Annotated in this window: 13 protein-coding genes; 6 read left to right on the top strand and 7 right to left on the bottom strand. The window is 72.5% G+C overall.

All coding sequences use genetic code 11. The annotated features are described in order from the left end of the window. The first annotated feature begins 84 nt into the window (after nucleotides 1-84). Complete coding sequence (locus DMA15_RS12430) at nucleotides 85-498, top strand: single-stranded DNA-binding protein (protein WP_125512831.1); 414 nt, start codon at nucleotides 85-87, stop codon at nucleotides 496-498. A 275-nt stretch (nucleotides 499-773) separates the two neighbouring features. Beyond that, the gene (locus DMA15_RS12425; protein ID WP_240659765.1) at nucleotides 774-2183 is read left to right on the top strand and encodes a Cys-Gln thioester bond-forming surface protein; all 1410 of its coding nucleotides are present in this window, start codon (nucleotides 774-776) and stop codon (nucleotides 2181-2183) included. A 55-nt stretch (nucleotides 2184-2238) separates the two neighbouring features. Here DMA15_RS12425 and DMA15_RS12420 read toward each other — a convergent pair whose 3' ends face one another. Further along, the gene (locus tag DMA15_RS12420; RefSeq protein ID WP_164551740.1) at nucleotides 2239-2535 is read right to left on the bottom strand and encodes a hypothetical protein; all 297 of its coding nucleotides are present in this window, start codon (nucleotides 2533-2535) and stop codon (nucleotides 2239-2241) included. A gap of 224 nt (nucleotides 2536-2759) precedes the next feature. On the opposite strand from DMA15_RS12420, the gene ettA reads away from it, so the two are divergent. From ettA to DMA15_RS12405, 3 genes are read left to right on the top strand one after another with little or no spacing between them, the layout of a single operon-like run. Continuing rightward, on the top strand, nucleotides 2760-4424 hold the full coding sequence (gene ettA / locus DMA15_RS12415) for an energy-dependent translational throttle protein EttA (RefSeq protein WP_125512830.1): 1665 nt from the start codon (nucleotides 2760-2762) through the stop codon (nucleotides 4422-4424). Nucleotides 4425-4431: 7 nt separating this feature from the next. Then, on the top strand, nucleotides 4432-4872 hold the full coding sequence (locus tag DMA15_RS12410; RefSeq protein ID WP_125512829.1) for a thioesterase family protein: 441 nt from the start codon (nucleotides 4432-4434) through the stop codon (nucleotides 4870-4872). Further along, nucleotides 4869-5552 carry a hypothetical protein gene (locus tag DMA15_RS12405; protein WP_125512828.1) on the top strand — a complete coding sequence of 228 codons (684 nt, stop codon included), beginning with the start codon at nucleotides 4869-4871 and terminating at the stop codon, nucleotides 5550-5552. The genes DMA15_RS12410 and DMA15_RS12405 overlap by 4 nt, the downstream gene beginning before the upstream one ends. A 54-nt stretch (nucleotides 5553-5606) precedes the next feature. Here DMA15_RS12405 and DMA15_RS12400 read toward each other — a convergent pair whose 3' ends face one another. Further along, entirely contained in the window at nucleotides 5607-6020 is a 414-nt protein-coding gene (locus DMA15_RS12400) for a globin (protein WP_125512827.1), read from the bottom strand. A gap of 99 nt (nucleotides 6021-6119) precedes the next feature. Here DMA15_RS12400 and DMA15_RS12395 point away from each other — a divergent pair, with 99 nt between their 5' ends. After that, complete coding sequence (locus DMA15_RS12395) at nucleotides 6120-7085, top strand: methyltransferase domain-containing protein (protein ID WP_125512826.1); 966 nt, start codon at nucleotides 6120-6122, stop codon at nucleotides 7083-7085. Between the two features lie 54 nt (nucleotides 7086-7139). On the opposite strand, the gene DMA15_RS12390 is transcribed toward DMA15_RS12395, so the two are convergent. The 5 genes from DMA15_RS12390 to DMA15_RS12370 all read right to left on the bottom strand — a co-directional run bounded on the left by DMA15_RS12390 (nucleotide 7140) and on the right by DMA15_RS12370 (nucleotide 15215). Next, nucleotides 7140-8414, bottom strand: a complete 1275-nt coding sequence (locus tag DMA15_RS12390) for an FHA domain-containing protein (RefSeq protein ID WP_125512825.1) — start codon at nucleotides 8412-8414, stop codon at nucleotides 7140-7142. A 64-nt stretch (nucleotides 8415-8478) separates the two neighbouring features. After that, nucleotides 8479-9834 (bottom strand): VWA domain-containing protein, encoded by a 1356-nt coding sequence (locus DMA15_RS12385; protein ID WP_125512824.1) that lies wholly within the window; start codon nucleotides 9832-9834, stop codon nucleotides 8479-8481. A 93-nt stretch (nucleotides 9835-9927) separates the two neighbouring features. Then, nucleotides 9928-11349 (bottom strand): PP2C family serine/threonine-protein phosphatase, encoded by a 1422-nt coding sequence (locus DMA15_RS12380; RefSeq protein ID WP_125512823.1) that lies wholly within the window; start codon nucleotides 11347-11349, stop codon nucleotides 9928-9930. 3 nt (nucleotides 11350-11352) lie between these two features. Beyond that, nucleotides 11353-13899 carry a serine/threonine-protein kinase gene (locus tag DMA15_RS12375; protein ID WP_125512822.1) on the bottom strand — a complete coding sequence of 849 codons (2547 nt, stop codon included), beginning with the start codon at nucleotides 13897-13899 and terminating at the stop codon, nucleotides 11353-11355. After that, on the bottom strand, nucleotides 13896-15215 hold the full coding sequence (locus DMA15_RS12370; RefSeq protein WP_125512821.1) for a hypothetical protein: 1320 nt from the start codon (nucleotides 15213-15215) through the stop codon (nucleotides 13896-13898). Before DMA15_RS12370 ends, DMA15_RS12375 begins: the two co-directional genes overlap by 4 nt. Between the last annotated feature and the right edge of the window lie 33 nt (nucleotides 15216-15248).

Below are 15248 nucleotides of genomic sequence, written 5' to 3'. Positions count from 1 at the left end.
GCGGGCTCGGCCCGGCCGGTGCAGTCTGGGAGCGCGGCCGCGGCAGGAGCGGCGGCGCGAACGGACGCACGGGAGGGGCAGGGCATGAACGAGACGATGGTGACGGTGGTGGGGAACGTCGCGACGACGCCGGTGTACCGGGAGTTGCCGTCGGGGCCGGTGGCGCGGTTCCGGCTCGCGGTGACCTCGCGGTACTTCGACGCGGGGAAGAACACCTGGAACGACGGGCACACCAACTTCTTCACGGTGTGGGCGAGCCGGACGCTCGGCAAGAACGTGCAGGGGTCGCTCTCGGTGGGCGAACCGGTCATCGTGCAGGGCCGGTTGAAGGTGCGCGACGAGGAGCGCGGCGGGCAGCACTGGACGTCGGCGGATATCGAGGCGCAGGCCATCGGCCACGATCTGTCGCGCGGCACCTCGGCGTTCCGGCGGGTGCTCAAGGGCGACTCCTCGCTGACGGATCCGGTGGCAGTGAGGGAGACGGAGCCGGTCGGATGACGTGCCGTCAGTCCCTGAATGCCGTTGATTTATCGATAAGCCCAGCTCGGGAGGGGTGTTGGGGATAACGATTCCGAGTCGGATCGGTGATACGACCGTATGACTGAGGGTCGCGGGGTGCCGCTTCCTTAGGATGCCGGACGTAGCTCACGGGGCAGTTGGCAGGAGATGCCACGCAGGTGGCAGGTGATCCTGCTGCTTTCAATCTGCTGGCGGGACCACCCCCCACCGTTGTGAACGGGTCCCGCCCGGAGGGGAATTCAGTGTTTTCTGCGTTGTCCATACGTAGTCGAGGCGTCGCCCGCCTCGCCGCCGTGACCGCGGCGACGGGGCTCGTCGCCGCGGGAGCGGTGGCCGCCGCGGGCGCGGCCGCGGCGGAAGAGGCCCCGCAGCACCGGGGCGGAGCGACCGCGACGCTGGGCGGCTTGCAGACGTACGGCCAGGCAGTCGTCCATGAGGGCGGCAGCGCGCAGCAGGTCCCCGCCGGGCTCTTCGAGATGTCCGTGGAGGACGGCGGCACCCTCCAGACGTACTGCGTCGACATCCACAACCCCACGCAGAAGGACGCCAAGTACCAGGAGACCCCCTGGAGCGGCACCTCGCTGAACGGCAACCGCGACGCGGGCCGGATCCGCTGGATCCTCCAGCACTCCTACCCGCAGGTGAACGACCTCGCGGCGCTCGCCGAGAAGGCGGGCGCGACGTCCTTGACCGAGCAGTCCGCGGCGGCAGGCACCCAGGTGGCGATCTGGCGGTACTCGGACGGTGCGCGGGTCGACGCCCTCGACCCGCAGGCCGAGAAGCTCGCCGACTATCTGCACAAGAGCGCGCGCGACAGCGCGGAGCCCAAGGCCTCGCTGACGCTGGAGCCGCCCGCCGTCTCCGGGCAGGCCGGGGAGCGGCTCGGCCCGGTCACCGTGCGGACCGACGCGGAAGCGGTGACGGTGACGCCGCCCGCGGACTCCGAGGCGAGCGGGGTGAAGGTCGTCGGCAAGGACGGCAAGCCCGTGAAGTCGGCGGGTGACGGCAGCAGGCTCTACTTCGAGGTGCCGGAGGAGGCGCCGGACGGCTCGGCCGCGCTGTCCGTGCAGGCGTCGACCACCGTGCCGGTGGGCCGGGCCTTCACCTCCGAGACCAGGAGCCAGACGCAGATCCTCGCGGGCTCCAGCGAGTCCACGGTCTCCGCGAAGGCGACGGCCGACTGGGCTGCCGAGGGCGCGGTGCCGGCGTTGTCCGCGGAGAAGAACTGCGCCAAGGGCGGCGTGGACATCACGGCGACCAACAAGGGGGACGCGCCCTTCACCTTCCGCCTGATGGGCTCCAAGTACACGATCAAGGCGGGCACGTCGCGGACGGTGACGATCCCGTTGCAGGAGGACCAGCCCTACGACTTCACGCTCAGGGGGCCGAACGGCGTCGAGAAGCGCTTCAAGGGCGTACTGGACTGCCGGACCGAAGGCACCGCGACGGAGAACAAGGCGCAGCCCGCCAACGAGCCGAGCCCCGCGTCGGCCGGGGGCACCTCGGGCGGCGGCGACCTGGCCGAGACCGGCAGCTCCGGCAACACGCCGCTGATGGTGGCTGTCGCCGTGGGGTTCGTCCTGCTGGGCGGCGCGGCGGTCTTCTTCCTGCGCGCCAAGAAGGACCTGGCCGCGGAGCCGGAGGAGGCGTCCACCGAGAAGTGAACGCGAGATCAACCCTCTCCCGAGAGGTAAGCCCTCGCGGTCAGCCCTCGCGAGCTCAGCCCTTCTGAAGTGCGGCGAGACCCTTCTGGAGGTCGTCGCTGTTCATGACCGGCTGGATCTCGATCTCCGCGCCGAGTTCCAGCAGCAGCGGCTCCGCGATGGTGGGCAGCCGGGAACTGTCCTGCATGTCGAAGACGAAGGTGCAGGCCCGCCCGCCGTCGCAGGGCCCGAAGTAGGCCGCCTCGGGCTTGAGCTCTTCCGTCATCCTCCGCATGACATCCGGCAGCGCGCCGCTCTTGATCGCCTCGTTCGAGAGCTGGGTGTCCAAGCGTGCCCGCAGCATGACCCTCATCACACACGCTCCTTCGGCCACCACGACCGGCACGGTTCCGTCCCGCGCTCACTGAGACCCGGTGACGTCCCTCTCAGCGTCTCTCCACGCACCGGCCACAGCAACATCTCGCTTCCCGCCCACACCGGGTGACCGCCCCCTGACCCCACGGGTTTCCTCCGAGGGGTGGCCGTCAGGCAAGATGGGGTGTATCTGCCCACACACTGATTGCCGGACGGTTTCTCTTGGCTGAGTACATCTACACCATGCGCAAGACGCGCAAGGCGCACGGCGACAAGGTGATCCTCGACGACGTCACCTTGAGCTTCCTTCCTGGCGCGAAGATCGGTGTCGTGGGCCCCAACGGCGCCGGTAAGTCCACGGTGCTCAAGATCATGGCGGGCCTTGAGCAGCCCTCCAACGGCGATGCCTTCCTCTCGCCCGGTTACACCGTCGGCATGCTCCTCCAGGAGCCGCCCCTCGACGAGTCCAAGACCGTCCTGGAGAACGTGCAGGACGGGGCGAAGGAGGTCATGGGCAAGCTCCGGCGCTTCAACGAGGTCGCCGAGCTGATGGCCACCGACTACTCCGACGCGCTGATGGAGGAGATGGGCAAGCTCCAGGAGGACCTGGACCACGCCAACGCGTGGGACCTGGACGCCCAGCTCGAGCAGGCCATGGACGCCCTCGGCTGCCCGCCCGGCGACTGGCCCGTCACCAACCTCTCCGGTGGCGAGAAGCGCCGCGTCGCGCTCTGCAAGCTGCTCCTCGAAGCCCCCGACCTGCTCCTCCTCGACGAGCCCACCAACCACCTGGACGCCGAGTCCGTGCAGTGGCTGGAGCAGCACCTCGCCAAGTACCCCGGCACCGTCGTCGCCGTCACCCACGACCGGTACTTCCTCGACAACGTGGCGGGCTGGATCCTGGAGCTCGACCGCGGCCGCGCGATCGGCTACGAGGGCAACTACTCCACGTACCTGGAGACCAAGCAGACCCGTCTGAAGGTCGAGGGGCAGAAGGACGCCAAGCGGGCGAAGCGCCTCAAGGAAGAGCTTGAGTGGGTCCGCTCCAACGCCAAGGGGCGCCAGGCCAAGTCCAAGGCGCGCCTCGCCCGTTACGAGGAGATGGCCGCCGAGGCGGACAAGATGCGGAAGCTGGACTTCGAGGAGATCCAGATCCCGCCGGGCCCGCGCCTCGGCAGCATCGTCGTCGAGGTCAACAACCTCTCCAAGGCCTTCGGCGAGAAGGTCCTCATCGACGACCTGTCCTTCACCCTGCCGCGCAACGGCATCGTCGGCGTCATCGGCCCGAACGGCGCCGGCAAGACCACGCTGTTCAAGATGATCCAGGGCCTGGAGGAGCCGGACTCCGGTTCCATCAAGGTCGGCGACACGGTCAAGATCTCGTACGTCGACCAGAGCCGCGCCAACATCGACCCGAAGAAGACCCTGTGGGCGGTCGTCTCGGACGAGCTGGACTACATCAACGTCGGCCAGGTCGAGATGCCGAGCCGCGCGTACGTGTCCGCCTTCGGCTTCAAGGGCCCGGACCAGCAGAAGCCCGCCGGCGTCCTCTCCGGCGGTGAGCGCAACCGCCTGAACCTGGCGCTCACCCTCAAGCAGGGCGGCAACCTGCTCCTCCTCGACGAGCCGACGAACGACCTGGACGTCGAGACCCTGTCCTCGCTGGAGAACGCGCTCCTGGAGTTCCCGGGCGCGGCCGTGGTCGTCTCCCACGACCGCTGGTTCCTCGACCGCGTCGCCACGCACATCCTGGCGTACGAGGGCGACTCCAAGTGGTTCTGGTTCGAGGGCAACTTCGAGGCGTACGAGAAGAACAAGATCGAGCGCCTCGGCCCGGACGCGGCCCGTCCGCACCGCGCCACCTACAAGAAGCTGACGCGAGGCTGAGGCGGCTGTGGCTCGACACATATACCGGTGCCCGCTGCGCTGGTCGGACATGGACGCCTTCGGGCACGTCAACAACGTCGTCTTCCTGCGGTACCTGGAAGAGGCGCGCATCGACTTCATGTTCCGGCTCGCGCCCGGTGACGGGTCCCCCTCGTTCTCCGGCGGCTCCGTCGTGGCCCGCCACGAGATCGACTACGTACGGCCGTTGGTGCACCGGCACGAGCCGGTCACCATCGAGTCGTGGGTGACGAAGATCGGTGCGGCGTCGCTGACCATCGCGTACGAGATCAAGGACGCGGACCAGGTGTATGTGCGGGCCTCGACCGTGGTCGTCCCCTTCGACCTGGAGGCGCAGCGGCCCCGGCGGATCTCCGCCGAGGAGCGCTCGTTCCTGGAGGAGTACGTCGACGACGGCGCCGACAGCGGCTCGGGGGCACTTCTCGCATGACCGCGAGCGCGCGGCTGCACTTCGCCGACGCCCGGGAGGCGGCGGACCTCGCCGCCTTCCTGGCCCGGCTGATCCACTACGACAAGGCCGCCGCGGTGCGGCTCCAGGCCGCCGGGGACACGCTCGCCGTGTTCGGGCGGCCGCCGTCGTTCGAGGTGCTCGCCATCCGTACGGCACGGCTCGCCACGCCGTACGGACACGGGCTCGACACCACGCTTGATGCCACCGTCTCCGCCGGTGAGTTCCTGGAGTACGTGGGGGACGCGGCGGGGTCGGATGGCGTCGCCGCCGTGCCGGAGGCCGTCACCGGGCCGCCCTGGGCGGGCGTGCTGCCGCCGCGCGGCGGCTGGCGGCCGGAGCCCGCGCTTCCGGTGCCGGACGCGGTGCGGGGCCTGGTCGCGGCCGCCGTCACCGAATTCAAGGCGCGCGTCGAGGAGTTGCCCGCCGAGCGGCGGGTGCGGGCCGAGCTGGATCGCGTGGGCCGGGAGATCTGGTCCCGGACCATCGGCGAGACGGAGCTTCCGGTGCGGGCCGCGCATGCCGCGCAGTCACTCGGCTTCCTGCGGGGCGACACGCTGACCCTGCTCTCCTCGGGGGCGTGGCTCCGGCTGCGTACGGCCTACGGATCCGTCGCGGTGCGGCGGGCCGGGGCCGGCGGGCTCTCGGTCACGCCCGCGTAGCCGAACGGACGGCACGCGGGCGGGCGGTACGTGGGGCGGTGCATCGGGGAGTAGTCAGCCCTCGGAGTTCACCATCGAGGCCGCCGCGTACGTCAGGTAGTTCCACAGCGTCCGCTCGTGCTCCTCGGAGAGGCCGAGCTGGTCGACCGCCGCGCGCATGTGCTTCAGCCAGGCATCGTGCGCCGCCCTGTCCACCGTGAACGGCGCGTGCCGCATGCGCAGGCGCGGGTGGCCGCGGTTGTCGCTGTAGGTGCGGGGGCCGCCCCAGTACTGCATGAGGAAGAGCGCGAGGCGCTCCTCGGCCGGGCCCAGGTCCTCCTCCGGGTACATCGGCCGCAGCAGCGGGTCCTCCGCGACCCCCTGGTAGAAGAGGTGCACCAGGCGCCGGAAGGTCTCCTCGCCGCCGACCTGTTCGTAGTAGGTCTGCTCCTGAAGCGTGCCGCGCGGGATCTCTTTCACACCGTCCATGGTCTCAGACGGCGCGACCGAGGTCGGAAGGCTTAGGACCACCCCCCTCGAACCCCCTCGCCACTCGCATCGGCGGCTCGCGCGCAGCACAGTGGACACATGGAACCCGATCCCGCACTCGCCACGGAGGTACGGGCCGCCCTCGTGCGCGAGATCGAGGCGAGCGGGGCCTGGCAGGACGACCCCGCCTGGCGCGCGGCGTTCGAGGCCGTGCCGCGGCACCTGTTCGTGCCGTATTACTACGTCGGCGCCGGCGCCGGCGGCGGCTACGAGCGGCTCTGGGGCGAGGACCCCGACCCCGGGCGCCGCGCCCGCTGGCTGCGCGGGGCCTACGCGGACGCGCCGCTCGCCACGCGCGTACGCGACGGGGAGCTGATCTCCTCCAGCAGCCAGCCGTCCCTGATGGCGAAGATGCTGGTCGAACTGGACGTACGCGACGCGGACCGCGTCCTGGAGATCGGCGCGGGCACCGGCTACAACGCGGCGCTGCTCGCCCACCGGCTCGGCGACGACCACGTCACGACCGTCGACCTCGACCCGGAGATCACCGAGTCCGCGCGGCGGCATCTGGCGGCCGCCGGATACCGGCCGGCCGTGGTGACCAGTGACGGGGCCGCGGGCTGCCCCGAGCGTGCGCCCTACGACCGGATCATCGTCACCTGCACCCTCACCTCGGTGCCCCGGCTCTGGCTCGCCCAGTGCACCCCAGGGGCCCGCGTCCTCGCGCCGCTGGCCACCGGTTTGATCGCGCTGACCGTGCGGGACGCCGAGCACGCCGAGGGGCGCTTCCTGCACACGCCCGCCTACTTCGTGCCGCTGCGCGGCGGCGGCGGAAGGGCCCCGCACGAGCAGCACACCGGGGGGCTGCCGCGCAGGGCCCTGCAGAACGAGCTGTTCCGTTTCCTTCTGGAGCTGACGGCGGGCAGCCTCGACCCGCATGAGGCGCTCGCGCTGTGGGAGCGCGAGGACCGGCCGGTGCGCGAGCGCTTCGGCGTCACCGTGCGCGGGCGGTACGAGTGGGCCTGGCTCGACGACCCCGAGGGGCCGTACGTCTGGCCACTGTGACCGCCCGCGCCGGGCGGGCCTCGGCCGCGCGCTCGGTCGCGGCTCGGAGGCGGCTCAGTCGCGGCGGAGCGTGATCGTCGTCCAGGCGCCCACGTGCACCTTGTCGCCGTCCTGGAGCGGGACGGGGACGAACGGCTGGATGGGCTCCTCGCCGCCGTTGACCGTGGTGCCGTTGGTGGAGTTCTGGTCGACGACCGCCCAGCTGCCGTCCGGCTGCTGGACCAGGACCGCGTGCTGGTGCGAGACGCCCGGGTCCTCCGGGGGCACCGAGAGGTCGATGTCCGGGGTGTCGCCCGTGGAGTGGCGGCGGCGGCCGATGGAGATCTGGTCACCGGCCAGCGGACGCTGCTGCTCCGGCGAGTACGCGGGCAGGTTCAGGCTCGACGCCTCGGGGCCGCTGCGCTGCATCATCGCCATGAAGTACTCACGGTCGGGACCGATCGTCGCCGTCCACGTGCCGGGGCCCTGCGGGGCCTGCGGCTGCGGGGGGTGCTGCTGCGGCTGCTCCTGCTGTGGCGGCTGCGGTGCCTGGTGCTGCTGCGGTGCCTGCTGCTGCTGGGGCTGCTGCGGCGCCTGGTGCTGTGGAGCCTGCGGCTGCGGAGGAACCGGCTGGAAAACGTCCTGCCGCTGGAACGGCTGCTGCGACTGCTGCGCCGGGGACGACGGCGGCGAGATCACCCAGTCGTCGTCCCCGCCGAAGGACGGGCCGCCGGAGCCGGGCTGCGGCGGGGGCGGCGGACCCTGCCGGGCCCCCGTCTCCTGCGGGAACGCGGGCGGCGCGGGCGGACCGGGCTGCTGGAACGCCTGCGGGGCGCCGGGGGGCGGGGCCTGACCGGGGCCGGGGCGCCCGCCGTTGCCTCCGCCGTTGCCGAACGGCGGGATCGGCTCGGCGGGGCGGTTCATCTGCGAGGGGCGCGAGCCCTGGTACTCGTACGGGCCGCCCTGCCCGGGGTGCTGCGGAGGCCTGCCGGGGCCGCCCTGGGTGCCGGGCAGCGGCGGGTTCGGCGCGGCCGGGGTGTACGACGTCGCCGTGTTCGTCAGGAAGTTCCAGCGGCACTCCTCGCAGAAGGGCGCGTTCGCCTCGCGGGGCGTGCGGCACTGCGGGCAGAGCTGCGGCTCGGGCGCCGGTTCCGGCACGGCGGCCAGATGCGGGCGCCCGGGGCCGGGCTGCGGGAAGTTCGGGTCCTGGCCGGGAGGCGGCGGCGGATAGCCGTACCCGGCCGGGGGCGGCGGGGGAGGGGGCGGCGGTACGGCACCGGCCATGCGGTGACCGCAGACCTCGCACCAGTCGTCGGAACCCGACTGGTGTCCGTTCGGGCAGGTCGGCATGTCGGCGCTTCCCCCTCTCCTTCTCCGGCCCGAAGGCCGTACGTACGCGAATGGTCCGTTACTGCTACTGCTTCTTCACGCGAACGGTCTTCGTCGACCGCGTCTCGAGTGTCATCTCGTCGGCCTCGGCGACCTTCGCCTTCAATCGAACAGTACCTTCCGCGGCATCCACCACGTCCACCACCTTCGAAAGCAGTTTCGCCGTATCCGCGTTGCCCGAGGCGGCCGCCAGCTGGACGGCGCGGCCGAGTTTGGCGGTCGCCCCATCGAGATCCCCCGATTTACGGGCGTCCAGTCCCTGCTGGATGACCTGTGCCAGTTCCGCCTGGCCCGTGTAGTGCGCGACCTGCGGATTGATCGAGGTGGACGCCGCCATGTCGTCCGTCCACACCGCCCGCACCAGGCCCTGCGCCAGCGTCTGCGTGCCGCCGTCGCCCTGCGGCACGATCAGGGAGACCCGGGCGGCGAGCATCTCCTGGCCGATGGCGGCGCTCGGTACCCGTACGCAGATGTGGTAGTCCCGGGACTCGTCGCCCCAGGACCCCGTGGGATAGTCCCCGGCGCGCGGTCCCGCCTCCGTGCGACGCCCCGTCAGCTCCTCGACCGTGGGCGCCACTTGCTTGACGAACTTGATCTCCACGCCCACCGGGGTCCAGAGCCGCAGACCGACGTCGGCGACCTCCTTGCCCATCGCCGTCTCCATCATGTGGGTGAAGTCGGCGGCGAGCCCGGCCGGGTCGGCGACGATGTCGGCGGTGCCGAGGAGCGCGGAGGCTATCGCCGTGACCTCCTTCACCTCCCAGTCCGTGCCGACCCCGCGGGCGTCGCAGGTGAAGCGGCCCGCGCAGGAGTCGAGGGCGGTCCGCAGGTCCTCGGGCGACTCGTGTTCGTTGCGGCCGTCGGTGAGCAGGATGCCGTGCCGCACCGCCGAGGGGGCGATGTCGGCGGAGGCGAGCAGGCGGTCGGCGAGCCGCAGCCAGGTGCCGATCGCCGTGCCGCCGCCCGCGCTGAGCCTGCGCAGCGCCTGCTTGGCCTGCTCGCGGGTCTCCGGGCCCGCCACCGCGAGGCGGCCGTTGCCCGGATAGACCTCCTTGGCGATGTGCGTGCCGCCGATCACCGCGAAGCGCACGCCGTCGCGCACGGCGTCGATGGCGGCGGCCGTGGCGTCCCTGGCGCCCCGCATCTTCGTCGGCGGGTACTCCATGGAGCCGGAACAGTCCACCATGATCGCCACGGCGGCGTCCGGGCTCTGCCCCGCGGAGTAGAGATGCGGGGCGCTCACCGCGGAGCCGACCGTCCCGCCCCCGGTGGAGGTCACCGTGGCGATGGCGTTGACCTCGCGGCCGCCCTCGGGCAGGAACTCGTTCTGGTAGACGTCGACCGAGAACTGCGGCACGTTCGACTTCGAGAAATTGGCCATGGATGCTGCTCCCCCTCAGATCCTCAGGTCCCCAGGTCCCCAGTACTGCTCGGAACCTCCGGGCGCCGGACAACCCCCGTCCGGCGTCCGGCACTAGGCCGATCCTGCCCCTTGCGGCGCGTAGGGGAACGGGACGACCGCCACTGTTACGTTGTCGTGGCCCCCGCCGTCCAGCGCGTGGCCGACCAGGACCTGCGCGCTGTGCAGCGGGCGCTCCGCGGCGTCGGCGGGCACGGCCCGGGCCATGTCCTCGACGGCTTCCGCGTAGTTCCACAGCCCGTCCGTGCAGACCACCACCACACCCGCGCGGTCCGGCTTGAAGGAAGCGGTGTGCGGCTCCAGTTCGTACGCGTCCGCGCCGAGCCAGCCCGTGATGGCGTGCGCGCGGTCGTCGGCGTACGCCTCGGCCTCGTTCATCAGGCCCGCGGCGACCATCTGCGCGGCCCACGAGTCGTCCTCGGTGAGGCGGGCGGCAGGGCCGCTGCGGTCGTCGGGGATCCAGTAGGCGCGGCTGTCGCCGACCCAGCCGACGACGAGCAGGCCGCCCGCGACGATGGTGCCGACCAGGGTGCAGGCGGGCGCGTTCTGGTGCGGGCTGTGCTCGCGGGCGGACGCGGGCTCGGTGGCCAGGGAGTTGACGGCCTCGGCGGCCGACAGGATGGCCTCGTGCATGGCCTGCTGCGGGTGCGTGCCGCGCGGCAGTGAGCCCTGCAAGGACTCGTTGGCGGCGCGGGAGGCGGCGAGCGAGGCCTCGTCGGGGCGGGTCGCCGAGGAGACGCCGTCGCAGACGATCGCGACGACGGCGGGCGAGCCGTCGGGCAGGGCCGCCGCGGAGATCGCGAACGCGTCCTCGTTGCGGTGGTGGCGCAGGCCCCGGTCGCTGACGGCGGCGACCGCGTCCAGCTCCTCCTCCATGTGGTCGCGCTCGCGCGGCTGGGCGTGCCCGCAGTTCTCGCAGTACCCGTCCGGGTCGACGCGGCCGGAGCGGCAGGCCACGCAGAGCTTGGTGCCCGCGGGCGGGGCGGGGTCGGGGGCGTGGGTACGGGGGTCGGCGGGCTCGGCGCCATCGGTCGGCACGGCGGTGGCGCCGTCCGGCACCGGGGCGGCCTCCGGCACAGCGCCGCCCTCCGGCATCGCGCCGGGCGCGGGCAGCGCGTACTCGTCAGGCTCCCCCGACCGCGGACCTGGCTGCGGAGGCTGCGGACCCGGCTCACTCGATCTCGGCCCCGCCCCCAACTGCGTCCCCCTGGAGTCCGTGCCCGGCAGGTCGGTGGGCAGATGGGTGGGCGCCGGGGTGTCGGAGCTGTCCACCTCGGGCGCGACCGGCCACTCGGAGGGCTGACCGGACGCCGCCGCCGAGCCGTTGGGGGCCGGAACGGCGGACCCGTTGGGGGAGGTCGCCGGACGCGCCGGCACCGCCGACAGGTCGTACCCGCACGCACCACAGAACAGGTCACCCGACTCCAGCGGCTCCTCGCAGCTGGGACAGGCAGACAGTTGGGGCATCTGCGACATCACTCACACCCACGTCCGGGGGCGGAAACGGTTGGCCCGCTCCACCAGTTCGATCCTCTCCTCGCCACCCTGTGCGAGCCGGGCCAGTGTCCGGTACGAACGCTCCAGACCGAACCGGAGACCGCGCTCGTCCAGGTCGCTGCCGAGCAGCACGGTCCGCGTCCCGGCGGTGGCCGGCGGCGCGGAGACGTGGCGAGAGTGCCTACCGGAGAGTACCCAGTCGAGCGCCGTCCCCAGTACCTCGGTCGCCAGCCGCTCCCTGCGCACCGCGTCGAGGCCGAAGCCCGCGAGCGCCTCCAACTGCCCCGCGGAGGCCATCAGGTCGTCCAGGAACGCCGCCCCGGCCGAGGCCCCCGGCGCCGCCTCCGGCGCCTCAAGACGGCGGCGAAGGCGCGCCCGCACCGCCGCGACCCGGGCCGCGGTGTAGTGGATGGAGGACTCCGGCACCGACTCCAGGGTGCGCACCGCGCCCGCCCTGTCGTCGGCGGCGAGCCGCACCCTGGCCAGGCCGAACGCGGCGCTCACATAGCTCGGATCGGTGGTCCACACCAGGCGGTAGTACTCGGCGGCGTTGTCCAGCTGGCCGAGGACCTCCGCGCACACCCCGAGCGCCAGCTTTGGCGCGGCCTCGCCGGGAAACGCGTCGTAGACCGCGTCGAAGGAGAGCGCGGCGCTCTCGAAGTCCCCGGTCACCAGGGCCGCCACGCCCCGGTACCAGACGACCCGCCAGTCATCCGGATGGCGGTGCTCCAAGTCGGCGAGCGTGTCGGCCGCGGCGGTCAGTTCCCCCATGGCGAGCCGGGCGCGCAGGCCGCGCAGCCGGAGTTCGACGGAGTCGGCGGGCGCCGCCCCGAGCGCGGCGATCAGCTCGGCGGGCGCGGACGTCATGAGCCCGGCGAGGAAGCCCGCGTTCGGGTCGTCCGGGTCGACGCGCGGCACCGGCAGCGCGAGCGCGGTCGCCGCGGAGTCCAGCGGCCGGACGATGGCGGCGGGCGGCGCGGGCAGCGACTCCCGGTGGCCGCCCGAGCCCTTGGGGGCGAGCGGGCGCACCCCGAGCCGCGACACGTCGTCGGTCAGCTCCGCGAACAACTCGGTGTCGGTGACCTTCACCTCGGGCCCGAAGAGCGTGGAGAGCGAGGGCCGCGGCTTGCCCGTCTGGAGGGCGACGACCTCCCGCAGGACGCCCGTGAGCTGCTCGGCCATCTCCTGCGCGGACGCGAAGCGGCGGGCCGGGTCGGGGTCGGTGGCGCGCACGAGCAGCCGGTAGAACGACTCGTACTGACGGAAGACCTCGATGTTGTCGGGGTCGGGCAGGGAGTCCACGAATACGTTCGTATAGCCCTGGAAGTCGAAGGTCAGCACGGCGAGGGTGCGCGCGACCGTGTAGAGGTCGGAGGCGACCGAGGGGCCCACCTCGGCGACTTCGGGGGCCTGGTAGCCGACCGTGCCGTAGATCGCGGACTCGTCGTCGTCCATCCTGCGGACCGCGCCCATGTCGATGACCTTGAGCTGGCCCTCGGTCTGGATGGCGTTGTCGACCTTGAAGTCGCAGTACAGGAGGTTGCGGCTGTGCAGATGGCCGAGTGCCTCCAGCGCCTCGATGCCGTACGCGCACGCCTGCTCGACCGGCAGCGGGTCGCGCCTGCCGTCGGCCGTACGCCGGCCGTTGGCGATCTCCTTGAGCGACTTGCCCCCGACGTACTCCATGACGATGTACCCGTCCATGGAGCCGGTGCGCTGGTCCAGGTGCTCGACGAAGTTGTAGATCCGCACGATGTTCGCGTGCTCGATCTCGGCGAGGAAGCGGCGCTCGGAGATCGCGGCGGCCATCGCGTCCTGGTCGCCCGTGTCGAGCAGGCCCTTGAGGACCACCCAGCGGTCGGAGACCGCGCGGTCGATGGCGAGGTAGACCCAGCCGAGGCCGCCGTGCGCCAGACAGCCCACCACCTCGTACTGACCGTGGACGATGTCGCCGGGGTTCAGCTTCGGCACGAACGAGTACGGGTGGCCGCACTTGGTGCAGAACCCCTCCGTGCGCCCCGGGCGGTCGCCGCGCGCGCGGCCCACCGGCGCCCCGCAGTCCGAGCGCGAGCAGAACCGCTTCCGCTCGGGCACCTCCGGGTTCTCCTGCACCGCCCCGCGCGGATCGGGTCGCGGCACGTCCGGCACGGTGACCAGGCCGACGCCGAGCCGCCCGCGCCCCGACGACGAGGCCGACGAGCCCGAGCTGCGCACCGACACCGAACGGGACGTCGAACCGCCCGACAGGGAACGGGAGAGCCGCCCCGACACCGACCTCCGCGAGGACTGCGAGCGCGACGACCGGGACGACCGGGATGAACGGGACGACCCCGCTGACGAGCGGGCGCTGGAACTGCTCGAACCCCGCGCCCCCTTGCCGCCGCCCGTGACACCCGTCGGAGGCGATCCCACAAGCCCGTTCGGCGCCACGACGGGGGCGAGGCCGCACGTGTCGCAGTACAGCTCACCGCCGCCCACGTCCTCGTACGACCCCGTGCATCCGGGCCGCTGACACTGCCGCTCGCTCACGCGTCCCCCCTCCGGTCGGCGGTCCCGCCCTGCTGCGGGACCCTCGGTGCCAGCACCTCGGTGACCGCCTGCTGATAGCGCAGCACCGCCTGCTCGGCCACGCGCAGATCGCAGGGCGCGCTCCACAGCATGCGGCGCGCCGCGTCGTACCGCTCGATCAGGAGCGGGTCCTCGGCGTGGCCGAGCCGGGCGACCTTCGCCTTGTACGCGTCCAGGCGGCCGCGCAGCTCCGCGCGGACCGCCAGCGGAGCCGTGACGGCGGTCAACGACTCGCGGGCGCGCAGCAGTTCGTCCTCGGCCTTCTCCTCAAGGGACTCCAGGAGCGGCGAGAGGCGGTGCCACTGGGCGTGCCTGCGGTAGTCGGAGGCCATCGCCAGCTGCTCCTGGAGGGCGGTCGAGGGGCCGCTGACCGCGGGCACCTCGGATGCGGCGATCTTCGCGAGGACCTCGCCGCGGGCGCTGCGGGCCTCCGCGAGGGTGCGGTCCGCTCGGGAGAGCACGTCACGGAGCCTGCCGAGGCGGGCCTCCGCGTCCTGGCGGACGGTGAGCACCGCCTCGATCTCGCGGCGCACCTCCTCCAGGGCGCGCGCCTCACGGTCGTACCGGTCGGTGTGCGCGCGGCCGCCGCCCGGCGCCGAACTGCCCTCCGCGCGCTGCCAGAAGGCGAGCGGGTCGCTGATCACCTGCTCGCGCAGGGCGGTCAGGGCGCTCGTGATGCGCTCCAGGTCGTCGCCCGCGGGGTGCTCACCGGGGCGTACGCCCACGGAGTGCGCGAGGTGGCGGGTGCGGGCCAGCTCGGCGGCGAGCAGGTCGATGCGGGCGGGCAGCGCCGACCAGACGGCGTCGGCGGCGACGACCATGTCCAGGGAGCGCGCGTACAGGTCGTTCATGCGGCTCACCAGCTCCTGGAGCGTGAAGCGCTCGCTGAGTCTGGCGGGGCCGGTGCTCGACGGGTCGGGGCCGGCCCCGGAGCCGCCCGCGACGGTCACGGACTCGCCGCGCAGCAGCTCCGTCAGCTCGACCAGGTCCTCGCGGCTGGGCCAGCGCCTGCGGGCGCGCACCTCGCGGGCGGCGTTCAGGGCACCGGCGTACGCGTCGAAGTAGGCCCAGAGCAGGGTGATCCGCTGCTCGGTGGCCGCCCAGCGCTCCTCGGTGACGCCGGTGAGCGCGGCGCCTTCCAGGAGGCGGCGTCCCGCGTGGTCCTGGAGAGCGAGGAGCGAGGTCTCGATCGCCTCGTGCTCGGCGTCGAGCCGCGCCAGCGCACGGTCCACCTCATCCCGGTCCATCACCGGACCGGGGGGTCCCGTGCCGCTCATCGATCACCTCTCCGCTCTGCGTTGCCGCAACAC

The organism is Streptomyces sp. WAC 01529 (assembly GCF_003945545.1).
GTDB lineage: Bacteria > Actinomycetota > Actinomycetes > Streptomycetales > Streptomycetaceae > Streptomyces > Streptomyces anatolicus.
The sequence above is the reverse complement of the archived record's forward strand: the minus strand, read 5'-3'. Positions and strand labels throughout refer to the sequence as shown.

What these genes read in the sequence shown, in the direction of transcription:
- DMA15_RS12390 (WP_125512825.1), bottom strand. Translation starts at nt 8,414, where the DNA reads ATGCCGACCTGCCCGAACGGACACCAGTCGGGTTCCGACGACTGGTGC.
- DMA15_RS12430 (WP_125512831.1), top strand. Translation starts at nt 85, where the DNA reads ATGAACGAGACGATGGTGACGGTGGTGGGGAACGTCGCGACGACGCCG.
- DMA15_RS12370 (WP_125512821.1), bottom strand. Translation starts at nt 15,215, where the DNA reads ATGAGCGGCACGGGACCCCCCGGTCCGGTGATGGACCGGGATGAGGTG.
- DMA15_RS12385 (WP_125512824.1), bottom strand. Translation starts at nt 9,834, where the DNA reads ATGGCCAATTTCTCGAAGTCGAACGTGCCGCAGTTCTCGGTCGACGTC.
- DMA15_RS12380 (WP_125512823.1), bottom strand. Translation starts at nt 11,349, where the DNA reads ATGTCGCAGATGCCCCAACTGTCTGCCTGTCCCAGCTGCGAGGAGCCG.
- DMA15_RS12405 (WP_125512828.1), top strand. Translation starts at nt 4,869, where the DNA reads ATGACCGCGAGCGCGCGGCTGCACTTCGCCGACGCCCGGGAGGCGGCG.
- DMA15_RS12400 (WP_125512827.1), bottom strand. Translation starts at nt 6,020, where the DNA reads ATGGACGGTGTGAAAGAGATCCCGCGCGGCACGCTTCAGGAGCAGACC.
- DMA15_RS12395 (WP_125512826.1), top strand. Translation starts at nt 6,120, where the DNA reads ATGGAACCCGATCCCGCACTCGCCACGGAGGTACGGGCCGCCCTCGTG.
- DMA15_RS12420 (WP_164551740.1), bottom strand. Translation starts at nt 2,535, where the DNA reads ATGAGGGTCATGCTGCGGGCACGCTTGGACACCCAGCTCTCGAACGAG.